Genomic DNA, 12,459 nt, shown 5'->3' on the forward strand with positions numbered 1-12,459 from the left:
CATTGCAGATTAAAAGACATAAATCAGGCTGAGAGCCAACTTGGTAGGGCCAACATAATGATGGGGCTTATCCTGTTCGTACGTCTCGCCGCACGTGGCGCAGTCGTACTTGTCGTATTGGGAATACACGTAACCGATACCGATTTCCGCCTCTACGCTCCAATGCTTGGAAAGCATCCATTGGTATCCGTAGGCAATGCCCATTCCCACCATCCATCCTTCGAAACGGTAATCTTTCAGCTTGCCGAAATCGGTGCCCAAGAAAGTGAAATCGGTATCCCAGTTGCCCATGTTGTAGATGCCGCCCAAGAGGTGCGCGCCTACAAAGTGACCGTTGAATGCCTCGCAAAACCAATAGCGCGCCTCGGGCTGGACAACAAGCTGTTTCCACTTCTTGTTGTCGGAAAAGGTCCACGGATTCCAATTCGCGGATACATCCAATGTCCACTGTGGGGACATACGGACTTCCGCTCCCAAATTCATGGTCGCGGTCATATCGTACAACAGATTGGTCTTCACCGCCCAATTTTGCGCTGAAACCGACAGTCCTATGCATGACAAAAGGACGAAAAGCAAACGCTTCATAGCATATATCTTTTTATTCTTACTCCATCAATCTTACTGTTTTATCGGAACTTGCACCTTGAAGATGTATTACATATATAATATAAAGGTGTATCAGACCTGTCTGATAAAATAGAAGTAACCTATTTCAGCGGCAAAGATATATAACAAACTTGGCATTAACAACTGAATCTATTGAATTTTTCAAAAAAAATAAAAGAATAAATGAAAAGGCTGATATCCCGTAATCGGATATATGATTTTCTGCAAGCAGCTGCTTATGTTTTATATTCCGGCTGGCGGAATGTACATTCCATGGGCTGGAACGTACATTCCACGCCGTGGAACGTACATTCCAGCCCATGGAATATAAAACTTTTGTAACTGCCGCAGGGAAACAAATGCCATAAGCGGCGTAAATATGTTTATCCGCTGCGTGTTTTATTAGGAATTAAATGTTATCTTTGTCTGCAGGAAACAAAATGTGAAAATGATTATTGAATATCCGCAAACATCCCATGTAGGGGCGTATCGCATACGCCCGAATGCGCCAACTTATCCAAACGGAAATGACTCAAAAACTCATCCCAAATCATCGCACGATAAATTCAAAACAGCTTCTAATGCAGAGGTGTGTCTCACACTTTCTGAAAATATATCCGTAAAGTCGTTTCGTTTATTCAAGAATATAGCGTAACTTTGCTTGTGAAATAACTTAATGGCAAGAAAAATGAAAGTAGGATTGTTTGTTCCCTGTTACATCAATGCCGTCTATCCCGAAGTGGGGGTTGCCTCCTACAAGCTCCTGAAAAGCCTGGGGGTGGATGTGGATTATCCATTGGACCAGACCTGTTGCGGACAGCCGATGGCAAATGCAGGGTTTGAAATGGAATCGAAAGAGCTGGCAAAGCGTTTCGACAGCTTGTTTGAGGGGTACGATTATATCGTCGGGCCTTCTGCCAGTTGTGTGGTGTTCGTACGCGACCATTATGGCAATTTGCTGAAAGAGGAACCGCACCGTTGTGCCAGTGAAGGCAAGATTTACGATATTTGCGAGTTTATCCACGATGTGATAAAGCCGGATTCGCTTCCGGCATCGTTCCCGCATAAGGTCAGCATTCAGAACAGTTGTCACGGGGTGAGGCTGATGCACCTTTCGTCGCCCAGTGAACTGAACGTACCTTATTATAATAAATTGCGCGATTTGTTGTCGTTGGTAAAGGGTATCGAGATTGTAGAGCCTGAGCGTCCGGACGAATGTTGTGGCTTCGGAGGCATGTTTGCCGTAGAAGAACACGATGTGTCGGGGCGTATGGGGCGCGACAAGGTGCAACGGCACATCGATACGGGTGCCGAGTATATCGTAGGAGCAGACAGTTCGTGCCTGATGCATCAGACAGGCATTATCGAGCGCGACCATCTGCCTATCAAGACCATTCATATTGTTCAAATTTTAGCTGCAGGATTATGAGTACGAAACATTCGAAAGCTGCCGGAGCGTTTCTGAAGAACCGTGAGATGGCTGCCTGGCACGACGAGACGTTATGGATGGTGCGTGCCAAACGGGATAAAATGAGTAAGGAGGTTCCTGAGTGGGAGCAGTTGCGTGATGCGGCATGTGCCCTGAAGATGTACAGCAACAGTCATTTGGACCAGTTGTTGCAGGAATTTGAGAAAAATGCACTTGCCAACGGGGCATACGTGTATTGGGCAAAAGATGCCGATGGGTATTGTAAAATTATTTATAATATCCTGAGCGGGCATCAGGTGAAGCATTTCATCAAGAGCAAATCGATGCTTGCCGAGGAGTGTGGGCTGAACGAGTATCTGGAAGAAAAAGGAATCGAGGTGGTGGAAAGTGATTTGGGCGAACGCATCCTTCAACTGATGCACAAGCGTCCGAGCCATATCGTGATGCCTGCCATTCATATCAAGAAAGAAGAAATCGGTGAATTGTTCGTGCGTGAAATGGGTACCGAGCCAGGCAATAACGACCAGACATACCTGACTCATGCAGCACGCAAGAACTTGCGCCAGAAGTTCATTCATGCGGAAGCAGCCATGACGGGTGCCAATTTTGCGGTGGCATCGACCGGTGAATGTGTAGTGTGTACCAATGAAGGGAACGCCGATATGGGCACTTCGCAGCCCAAACTTCAGATTACGGCTTTCGGGCTGGAAAAGATTGTTCCCGACCGTGAAGCTTTGGGCGTATTTACCCGTCTGTTGGCACGTTCGGGCACAGGGCAGCCCATTACTTCATATACGTCGCATTACCGTAAGCCACGGAAGGGAGGCGAGTTGCATATCATCATTGTAGATAATGGGCGGAGCCAGATTCTTGCCGACCAGGAGCATGTGAAGACGCTGAACTGCCTGCGTTGTGGTGCGTGTATGAACACTTGTCCGGTGTACAGGCGTTCGGGAGGTTATTCGTACACCTATTTCATACCGGGACCCATCGGCATCAATCTGGGGATGCTGAAGGCTCCTTTGCACTATTATGACAATGTTTCGGCATGTTCACTGTGTTATTCGTGCCAGAATGTGTGTCCGGCAAAGGTTGACCTTGCCGACCAGATTTACCGTTGGAGGCAACGGATGGACGGCTTGGGTGTGGCAAGCAAGGAAAAGAAGCTGATGTCGGGCGGCATGAAGTTCCTGATGGAGCGTCCTGCCTTGTTCAACTTTGCCTTGAAGAATGCTTCCATCGCCAATTCGCTTCCCCGCTGGACATTGTACAACGATATGAATGACTGGGGCAAGGAGCATGAGATGCCGAAGTTTGTCAAAGAGAGTTTCAACGAGATGTGGAAGAAAGGGAAAGTGTGATTGCCGTTTCCCTCAACTCACGAACTTAGAGGAGAACAAAATTGGTTTGCGAAAAATTCTTGATGCATTGTCATCCTGAACGAACGTGAAGGATCTCGCATACATCCACGTGGGCGCATCCGAGATGCTTCACTTCATTACCAATGACGGATTATCCTTAACCCTCTTGTCATTCTGACGACCGTAGGGAGGAAGAATCTCACATCCACGTGGATGTTTACGAGATCCTTCACGTTCGTTCAGGATGACAATAGCTTTGAAAAATCCCCGTCATAATCGAATGGGTTTTCCACAGGAAATGGGCACTCAGCATGACAAATGTTTTTTCGCATTTTATTTCTGATTGACTATTAAAACTTACAACTCAAAAACTCAAACAATATGAGCAGTAGAGAAGATATATTACAGAACATACGCCGCAATACGCGGACACGTTATGAACGGCCGGACTTGACATCGCTGGAAGAGGAAGCTTTGACTTATGCGGATCCGGTTGGCCAATTTTGTAAAATTATGGTACAGATGGGCGGTAAAGCCGTTGTATTGGGAAAGGAAGACGATTTGAACGAAGTTATCCGGCAATTGTATCCGGATGCCAAACGCATTGCGTCCATTCTGAAAGAAGTGCCTACAGGTGAAAAAATCCAACTTATCACCTGTGCGACTTTCCATCCGGATGAGGTGGAAAATCCGGGAGAACTGGACGGTACAGACCTTGCCATCGTTGATGGCAGGATTGGTGTATGCGAAAACGGTGCTGTCTGGTTGCAGCAGGATGTGGAACAACGTGCCATTTACTTTATTTCGGAGGCACTGGTGATTTTGCTGGACCGTAAGAATCTTGTCAACAACATGCACGAGGCTTACAAGCGGATTGATACGGGCGAATATGGTTATGGGGTTTTTATGTCGGGACCTTCGAAGACTGCCGATATTGAGCAGGCTTTGGTTATGGGAGCTCACGGTCCGCGTAGCGTGACCGTGATATTGTTGTGACCAGAGATGTGCAGGAACCAATGAGACTATTCGAAGAAGGCGTTGGGATAACGTACCCATCCGTGTATTTCTTTTAGTCCGTCCGGTTCCAGTTCGACAGCCATGCAACATTCATCGGGGGCATTGAAAGGAAATCTTAGAAGCTGTTTTGAATTTCTCCAAAAAGTTTTTCTTGACTTGATGTATTCGCTTTCGTGTGTGCTTTGGGCGATTTTTTGGTCCTTTTCGCTCCTGTTCTTCGTCAGATAGCCCGCTATCTTCCTCATCACAAAAGCGAAAATGCCTCAAAAACTCATCCCAAATCATCGCACGATAAATTCAAAACAGCTTCTTATGCCATAGGATGAGGCTCTCCGATAGCCGAATCTTGGATAATAATCCTTATGCCCCAGCAACAGGACAGCTTTGTAACCCAGCAGGGCTGCCCGTCTGTGGGCTTCACGCAGGAGCATGCCTCCGATGCCTTGCCGTTGAAATTCAGGCAATACAGACAGGGGAGCGACACTAAGTACGGTGGTCGTGCCTTTTTCTGATACGATTCCTACTTTTGAAAGCAGGATGTGTCCTACGATTTTTCCTGTGTTTGTTTCTGCCACCAAAGACAGTTCCGGAATATAGGCTTCTGATTGCCGCAGGCGTTCCACCAGTAAGTGTTCTGTATGGTCGCTTTCCGGTACGTTTAGAAATGCCTGTTCGGTCAGGCTACGTATGAAGGGAAAATCCTTGCTTTTTTCTTCTCTGATTGATAGGTCGTTTCTCATTTTTTGTTTATAGCATAAAGCCCCGGCATCTGCCGGTTCTGGTGTGAACCGCAGCATGCCGGGGAATTTGTTTATGGAGGTTTCCTTTCGGATTTAGCTTTCTGCTTTGTTGTCGTTTTCCAGATTTTCTTCTTCCGAATCTCTAAGCATTGATTTGTGGTGTTTCAATACTTCCGCATCAATGTAGAATACAGTTTCTTCGGCAAGGTTGTTGATGTGGTCACCCGCACGTTCCAGTTTGCGGAAGATGCCTGCGATTTCCAGACACAACTTGATGTCTTCGGGATGTTCGTTGGCGTATGCCGCCAGTGTATCGATGGCGTTTTTGTTCAAGATATCCAATGTTTCGTCTTTGTCGAAGATGGATTTTGCAAGTCCGATGTCCTGTTTCTGCAAAGCATCGTATGTGGTGCTGAGCATGTGCAATACCATATCGAACATGTCTTCCAGCTGGAGTTCGGCAAACAGTGCCTTGTTTTCCGGTTTCAAATCGGTGCGGATGACAAAGCGTGCGATGCTGTCGGCATAGTCGCCGATGCGTTCCAGGTTGGTATTGATTTTCAGCATGGCAAGTGCAAAGCGCAAGTCTACAGCTACGGGATTGTACAATGCGATGAAATCTTCGATGTCACTGTCGATACGCAATTCGAATGCATTGACACGTTTTTCGCGTAATATTACTTTATCGGCAAGTTCCATATTGACTTCCAATACAGATTTATAGGCATTGTTCAGTTGTTGGTAAACCAACTGCCACATATCGTTTACTTCTGTCTTGATGTTGAGAAGTTCGTTTTCTACAAATTTTACCATGTCTGTATAATTAATAGTGAATAATTAATAATTAACAATTTATCCGAAGCGTCCGGTGATGTAGTTCTGGGTAGCTTCTTTATCGGGGCTGGTAAAGATTTTCTTGGTTTCGCCGTATTCTACCATTTCGCCCATATAGAAGAAAGCAGTCTTGTTACTTACGCGGGCAGCCTGTTGCATGCTGTGGGTTACGATGACTACAGTAGTCTGTGAGCTCAGTTCGCAAATCAGTTCTTCAATCTTTGCTGTAGAAATGGGGTCGAGGGCAGATGCCGGTTCGTCCATCAGCAACACCGAAGGTTCTACTGCCATGGCACGTGCGATGCACAGACGCTGCTGTTGTCCTCCGGAGAGATCGTAGGCAGAAGCCTTCAACTTGTCTTTCACTTCGTTCCACAAGGCTGCGCCTTTCAATGCTGTTTCCACCCGTTCGGTAATGAATTCCTTGTCTTTGATGCCATTGACGCGTAACCCGTAAGCTACATTCTCGAAGATGCTTTTCGGGAACGGGTTGGGACGTTGGAATACCATACCCACGTTTTTGCGTAAGATGTCTACATTGACCGACGGTTCGTAGATGTTCCGTCCGTCAATACAGATTTCTCCAGTCAGCCGGGTTCCCGGAATCAAATCGTTCATGCGGTTGAACAAGCGCAGGAAGGTTGATTTACCACATCCGGAAGGACCGATAAAGGCAACCACTTCATTGTTTGGAATCGTGATATTGATATTCTTCAGCGCATGAAAGTCGCCGTAATAGAAATCTACGTTTTTAGCTTCAATCTTATTCATACAGATGACGATTATGGTTTATTTGGATTTTAATTTGTTTTCAAAATATTTTCGGATGTTGTTGGCAAGTAAGTTCATAATCAGTACGATGACAATCAGAACAAATGCTGTGCCATAGGCGATAGGCGTTTGTGCCTCAATGTCGGTACCGCTGGTAGCGATGACATACAGGTGATACGGCAACGCCATACATTGGTCGAAGATGCTTTCGGGCAGTTTGGGCAAGAAATAGGCGGCACACGTAAAGAGGATAGGGGCGGTTTCGCCTGATACACGTCCCAATGAAAGTATCAGTCCGGTAATGATGCGGGGCATCGCCATAGGCAGCAATACTTTCCAGATGGTCTGTGCCTTGGTAGCGCCCAAAGCAAGGCTTCCTTCGCGATAACTGTTTGGGATGTCTTTGAAAGCTTCCTCAGTGGTACGGATGACAATCGGCAAGGCAAGCAAGCCTAACGTAAGCGAACCGGCTATGATACTGTCGCCAAAGTCGAGGTAATTGACAAAGAAAGCCATACCGAACAAGCCGAATACGATAGACGGGATGCCGGCAAGGTTGTTTGTCATTGTGCGGATGAAGTTTACCATTTTGCCTTTAGGGGCATATTCGTTCATATAAATGCCGCTCATCACACCTACAGGAAACGAGAATACGGCACTTCCTATCATCAGGTAAAACGTACCCACAATGGCAGGCAGGATTCCTCCTTTGGTCATACCGTCGGTAGGAGCCTGAGTGAGGAAGTCCCAATTGATGACGCTGATGCCTTTTACGATGATAAATCCCAATATGTAGAACAATACTGCTGCAATGAAGTAGCTCAGTATGCGGAAGCAAGTGAACATTCCTTTCTGAATGCCTTTTTTGTGCTTCATGTAAGACGGATCGATTTCTACAGCCATACGTTATTTCTTGAATTTATTGCGCGAAGATACGATTTCTACGCAAGAGTTAATAATTAAAGTGATGAAAAACAGGATGACACCCAGCAGGAAAAGTGACTGGTAGTGTGCACCTCCGGCAGGCGCTTCACCCAATTCGGCTGCAATGGTTGCCGGGATGGTGCGCAATGGTTCCAGAATGCTATGGGGCATGACTGCTGCATTACCGGTTACCATCAATACCGCCATGGTTTCGCCGATGGCGCGTCCGATGCCCAATACAATGCCAGAGGTAATACCGGAAATAGAAAACGGGATTACGACTTTATAAATAGTCTGCCATTGTGTAGCTCCCAAGGCAAGGCTGGCTTCGCGCATGCTTCGCGGACAACTGCGCATGGCGTCTTCGCCTACGGTGATGATGGTCGGCAATGCCATGATGGCAAGTACCAGGCTGCCTGCCAATCCCGATTCACCTACAGGCAGGTTGAATGTCTGCTGGAGGAAAGGTACGATGACCGCCAGGCCAAAGAAACCGTAAACGACAGAAGGAATACCATTCAGTAATTCGATAATCGGCTTCAGGAATTTTCGGGTCTTTTCGTTTGCCACTTCGGCAAGATAAATGGAAATGGCAAGCCCGAAAGGCAAGGCGATGAGGATGGCGAAAAAGCTTACCCATAGCGTACCGCTAATCAATGGAAGGATACCGAAAATAGGGGAAGGAGTTGCGGTAGGGAACCATTCATTGCCTAATAAGACATCCTTTACGGGAATATCTTGGTTTTCGATGTAATGGATGTCTTTTTGTCCTTTCATCAATACATCGGGGACGTAAGCAACAATACCCGGAGTCTGGTGAACCTGTTCAGCAATCTTGTCGCCGGCATATTCATATTCCGCTCCTAATTCCGCTTCTGTATAATGCTTGTCGAGGTCTTCCAGACGGAACACGGTAATGGGCATGTCTTTGCCGCCCACTTCTTTCCAGTTGGTGATTTCCTCATCGAAAATGTTTTTTATTTGTTGTGCGCTGAGTCGTTTTACATCGTTTTCCTTGTTCAGTGCCAGCACGTATCCGTCTTCTACGATGGGATTGTTGAAGAGGCCTACTGCTTCTTTGAACAAGAAGCCGATAATCAGCAGGATTACCACACTGGTGGTGAATCCGCTTACGGTAAGCACATACCGTGCGATGTTATCAATCAATCTTTTCATATTTCTATATACCTTATTTATATATACCTGTTACGTATCGTGGTTAGCGAGGAATGAAGCCCAAATCCAATGTTTTGGCTTGCCCTTCTTTCGAGGTGGTGAAATTGAGGAATGGCATGACATTCTTTTCGTTTTGCTTGTCGTAATAGTAATACAACGGACGGACAATGGGATATTCTTTTCGCGTCGCGCTTTCTACCGAGGGATAGACGTAGTGTTTGCCTTGGTCGTAGGATACGGCAATGGCTTTCACATAAGGATTCAAGTAAGCCAATCCTACATAGCCGATAGCGCCTTTGGTCTGGCGTACTGATTGGATGATAGCACCTGTGGCAGGCATAGAGAGCACGCTGCTCATATAGTTTTTGTTGTGTAATACACTTTCTTTGAAGAATTCGTATGTACCCGAAGACGTTTCGCGCGAGTAGACTACGATGCGGGCATCTTCACCTCCCACTTCTTTCCAGTTGGTGATTTTGCCCCGGAAGATGCCTTCCAATTGTTCGCGGGTAAGTTGTTTAACCGGATTTTGAGGATTGACAATAACAGCCAGTGCATCGTATGCCACGATATATTCGCAGGGCTCGTGCTTCGACTGTTTCATTTTCATTTTCTCGCTGAACTTTATTTTTCGGGATGCCATTGCCAAGTCGGTTGTTCCGTCAAGTAATGCCGAGATTCCTACACCGCTACCGCCTCCGGTGACAGTAACTGTAGCAGAGGGATTTTGATTCATGTACATTTCCGATAGTTCCTGAGTAAGAGGAAGTACGGTATCGCTTCCCTTGATGCGTTGTGCCATCAGTATGCCAGGAAGACACATACAGCACGCTCCTAAGAAAAAAGAAACACATTTCTTCATACGCCGTTAATATCCAGTTTTTTGATTCTAAAATTTAACGGCGTAAAGGTACGATGATTTTTCCGAACAGGCTGTTACAAACTTGTTACATAGTTAAGGCGTTTTTGTAAATGTTGATTTGTCTTTAATGAATTCCGCAGACAGCCTAGTGAGTATGGTTCACTCTGTTACGCCGGATTTGTAATCTGGCGTAATTGAAGAATCGGATTTGCAATCCGAAACCGTTTGCTGATGCGGATTATAAATCCGCAAATGTAATTACGCTGGATTACAAATCCAGCGTGACAAACAAACAGGCAGACCCTGCCCCTACAATGTTCTATTCTATGGTAAATTTGTATGCCGTATGGCTTCTGAACGTGTCTCCCGGATATAATGCGGTAGAAGGGAACTGCGGGTTGTTGGGGCTGTCCTGAAAGTGGCAGGTCTCGAAACATACCGCTGCACGGAAAGGATAATAAATGTCTTGTTTCCCTTTTACTTTCCCCTTCAGTCCATTGCCTGTATAGATATGAATAGCAGGTTCAGTGGTATAGATTTCCATTTTCCGTCCGCTTGCTTTGTCATAAATCCAGGCTGCAGGTATAGAGTCGTTCCCGGGATGATTCAATGCCCAGGCATGGTCATATCCATTTACGACTTTCAATTGTCCGTAATTGTCGTTAATATGCTCGGATAGCAGATGAGGCTTTCTGAAGTCGAGTGGGGTAGAAGCGACAGGCCACAGTTCTCCAGTGACGCATTTGTTCCGGTCGTATGCGCTGAAGTAACCGGCATCTACCCACATGGTTTGGTTTTCTACACTTTGGCTTAGGTTGCCCGATATATTAAAAAAGGAGTGGTTGCACAGGTTGAGTACGGTTGGCTTGTCGGTCGTTGCTTCGTAGCGTATATCCAAGGCATTGTCTTCGGTTATGGTATACGTGACAAAGAGGTTCAGATTGCCGGGAAATCCATTCTCTCCATCGGGTGAAAGGTAATTCAGGGTGATGGAAGAAGGAGTGCTTTGCGTAACCTTCCACATCCGTGCCCCGAAGTTGGGATTTCCTCCATGAGCGGTATGTCCTAACGAGTGGTTGGCCTGAAGATGATAAGTCTTTCCGTCCAATGTATATTGTGCGTTCAGGATGCGGCCGATATACCTGCCTACAGTAGCTCCGTAGTTTTGCGACTGGCTGATGTAGTCCTCGATATTGGAAAAACCGCATACTACGTCTTCCAGTTTTCCGTTCTTGTCAGGTACCATCAGTGACACTACGCGTGCGCCGTAATTGGTAATGCACGCTTCCATGCCTTTCGAGTTGGTTATCTTGTATAAGCGTGTTTTTTGTCCTTCAGCCTTTTGTTGGAAAGCCTTGGGCTGTAAGCCCGATGAAGTGACAAGCCGCTGGTTGCCGCATGCGGTTGCAAGTAGCAGCAGTCCGATGCTTATGACAGGGAATAGATGTGTGAGTCTCATATACAATATGCTAAACTGTTTGAGTACAAAGATACGTTTTTTCTTCCAATCCTCTGCTTTGAAAATCACTATTTTTAGGTATTTCTTGTTTCAGGGCTTTGTCATTACTTTGTATCGTTAAATCAAAAAATGAAAGAAGACATGAAAAAAACAGGAGTTTTTTATGGTTCCACGACCGGAACTACGGAATCGGTAGCCGCTCAGATAGCGGAAAAATTGGGAATTGCCCCGGCAGACGTACATGATGTGAGTAAGATGACAGCCGATATGGTAAATGATTACGAGGCTTTGATTTTAGGAACATCCACGTGGGGTGACGGGGAGTTGCAGGACGATTGGTACGATGGCATCAAGGTTCTGAAAGGCATGGACCTGAAAGGGAAAACTGTCGCATTGTTCGGATGCGGTGATTCGGAGTCGTATGGCGATACTTTCTGCGACGGCATGGGCGTGCTTTATGAAGATTTGAAAGATAGCGGATGCCGTTTCGTGGGGGCTGTTTCTGATAGTGACTATGCGTACAGTTCTTCGATTTCGGTTATCGACGGCCGATTTGTGGGGCTTGCCATTGACGATGTAAACGAAAGCGATAAGACGGACGAACGCATCGCGGCTTGGACCGATATGCTGAAATCTGATTTGGCATAATCCATTGTCTGTCGGCTGGCAGGTGATATCCGTTTTCCGGATTATTGCTTGCTGGCCGGAAGACTGCCAGCTCTTATTATTCACTCCCATTTTTCAACCACCAATTATACACATCAACTGATTATGGAATTGAATCCTGCCGACATTAAAGTGTTTTTGAACCACATTTACGAATTCAAGAAAGGAGTACGCCGCATGGTGTTGTATACAACCAACAAAAAGTACGAGGCTTTTGCGGTCAAGCGTTTGGAAAAACAACACATTAAGTTTATCGTGCAACCGGTTGACGACGAACGCATCAACTTGTTTTTCGGTTGTGACGAATGTATCGATGCCATTCGCCTGTTGGTCGACCGTCCGTTGAACAGGCTGACACCGGAAGAGGATTTTATTTTGGGAGCGATGTTGGGATATGACATCTGTATGCAGTGCAGGCGGTATTGCGACCGGAAAGCGCGTCATTTGGCTTCTTGAATGTGTCTGCGTATCGTTCTCTTCATTTGCTGCCGGTTTGTGTAACACGTCCGGTCGCGATGCCCGGCACGACCGTGCGTGTGCCGCATCACGGCTTGCCGTATGGCGTGATACGGGCGGTCGTGTCGGAGCATTGGTGTGAAGGCTGTGCTTTCTTT

14 protein-coding genes are annotated in these 12,459 nt (G+C 46.4%); 5 read left to right on the forward strand and 9 right to left on the reverse strand.

What is annotated here, in order from left to right:
* Positions 1 to 9: 9 nt before the first annotated feature.
* Positions 10 to 585: a DUF3575 domain-containing protein gene (locus BACSA_RS18235; RefSeq protein ID WP_013616653.1), complete on the reverse strand. Its 576-nt coding sequence runs from the start codon at positions 583 to 585 to the stop codon at positions 10 to 12.
* A 709-nt stretch (positions 586 to 1,294) separates the two neighbouring features.
* Here BACSA_RS18235 and BACSA_RS18240 point away from each other — a divergent pair.
* The 3 genes from BACSA_RS18240 (at position 1,295) to BACSA_RS18250 (ending at position 4,392) form a co-directional block, all read left to right on the forward strand.
* Positions 1,295 to 2,035, forward strand: a complete 741-nt coding sequence (locus BACSA_RS18240) for a (Fe-S)-binding protein (protein ID WP_013619499.1) — start codon at positions 1,295 to 1,297, stop codon at positions 2,033 to 2,035.
* Complete coding sequence (locus BACSA_RS18245; protein WP_013619500.1) at positions 2,032 to 3,396, forward strand: lactate utilization protein B; 1,365 nt, start codon at positions 2,032 to 2,034, stop codon at positions 3,394 to 3,396. Before BACSA_RS18240 ends, BACSA_RS18245 begins: the two co-directional genes overlap by 4 nt.
* Before the next feature lie 381 nt (positions 3,397 to 3,777).
* The gene (locus tag BACSA_RS18250; protein WP_013619501.1) at positions 3,778 to 4,392 is read left to right on the forward strand and encodes a LutC/YkgG family protein; all 615 of its coding nucleotides are present in this window, start codon (positions 3,778 to 3,780) and stop codon (positions 4,390 to 4,392) included.
* Between the two features lie 26 nt (positions 4,393 to 4,418).
* On the opposite strand, the gene BACSA_RS18255 is transcribed toward BACSA_RS18250, so the two are convergent.
* The 8 genes from BACSA_RS18255 to BACSA_RS18290 form a co-directional block, all read right to left on the reverse strand.
* A complete protein-coding gene (locus BACSA_RS18255; protein WP_041584123.1) occupies positions 4,419 to 4,658 on the reverse strand; it encodes a hypothetical protein in 240 nt (79 codons plus the stop codon).
* Positions 4,659 to 4,694: 36 nt separating this feature from the next.
* Positions 4,695 to 5,153, reverse strand: coding sequence for a GNAT family N-acetyltransferase (locus tag BACSA_RS18260; protein WP_083802664.1), 459 nt, complete (start codon positions 5,151 to 5,153; stop codon positions 4,695 to 4,697).
* 93 nt (positions 5,154 to 5,246) lie between these two features.
* Positions 5,247 to 5,966 (reverse strand): phosphate signaling complex protein PhoU, encoded by a 720-nt coding sequence (gene phoU, locus BACSA_RS18265; RefSeq protein WP_013619502.1) that lies wholly within the window; start codon positions 5,964 to 5,966, stop codon positions 5,247 to 5,249.
* A 39-nt stretch (positions 5,967 to 6,005) separates the two neighbouring features.
* The gene (gene pstB, locus BACSA_RS18270; protein WP_013619503.1) at positions 6,006 to 6,758 is read right to left on the reverse strand and encodes a phosphate ABC transporter ATP-binding protein PstB; all 753 of its coding nucleotides are present in this window, start codon (positions 6,756 to 6,758) and stop codon (positions 6,006 to 6,008) included.
* 18 nt (positions 6,759 to 6,776) lie between these two features.
* Positions 6,777 to 7,661 (reverse strand): phosphate ABC transporter permease PstA, encoded by an 885-nt coding sequence (gene pstA, locus BACSA_RS18275; RefSeq protein WP_013619504.1) that lies wholly within the window; start codon positions 7,659 to 7,661, stop codon positions 6,777 to 6,779.
* 3 nt (positions 7,662 to 7,664) lie between these two features.
* A complete protein-coding gene (gene pstC / locus BACSA_RS18280; RefSeq protein ID WP_013619505.1) occupies positions 7,665 to 8,858 on the reverse strand; it encodes a phosphate ABC transporter permease subunit PstC in 1,194 nt (397 codons plus the stop codon).
* Between the two features lie 43 nt (positions 8,859 to 8,901).
* A complete protein-coding gene (locus BACSA_RS18285) occupies positions 8,902 to 9,681 on the reverse strand; it encodes a phosphate ABC transporter substrate-binding protein (protein ID WP_041584124.1) in 780 nt (259 codons plus the stop codon).
* Positions 9,682 to 10,039: 358 nt separating this feature from the next.
* Positions 10,040 to 11,179 (reverse strand): aldose epimerase family protein, encoded by a 1,140-nt coding sequence (locus tag BACSA_RS18290; protein ID WP_013619507.1) that lies wholly within the window; start codon positions 11,177 to 11,179, stop codon positions 10,040 to 10,042.
* 141 nt (positions 11,180 to 11,320) lie between these two features.
* Here BACSA_RS18290 and fldA point away from each other — a divergent pair, with 141 nt between their 5' ends.
* Together fldA and BACSA_RS18300 are read left to right on the forward strand one after the other, a co-directional pair.
* Entirely contained in the window at positions 11,321 to 11,827 is a 507-nt protein-coding gene (fldA, locus tag BACSA_RS18295; RefSeq protein WP_013619508.1) for a flavodoxin FldA, read from the forward strand.
* Positions 11,828 to 11,950: 123 nt separating this feature from the next.
* Positions 11,951 to 12,301 (forward strand): DUF2023 family protein, encoded by a 351-nt coding sequence (locus BACSA_RS18300; protein WP_013619509.1) that lies wholly within the window; start codon positions 11,951 to 11,953, stop codon positions 12,299 to 12,301.
* The last annotated feature ends 158 nt before the right edge of the window (positions 12,302 to 12,459 follow it).

The sequence above is a fragment of the Phocaeicola salanitronis DSM 18170 genome, from assembly GCF_000190575.1.
Taxonomy (GTDB): Bacteria; Bacteroidota; Bacteroidia; order Bacteroidales; family Bacteroidaceae; genus Phocaeicola; species Phocaeicola salanitronis.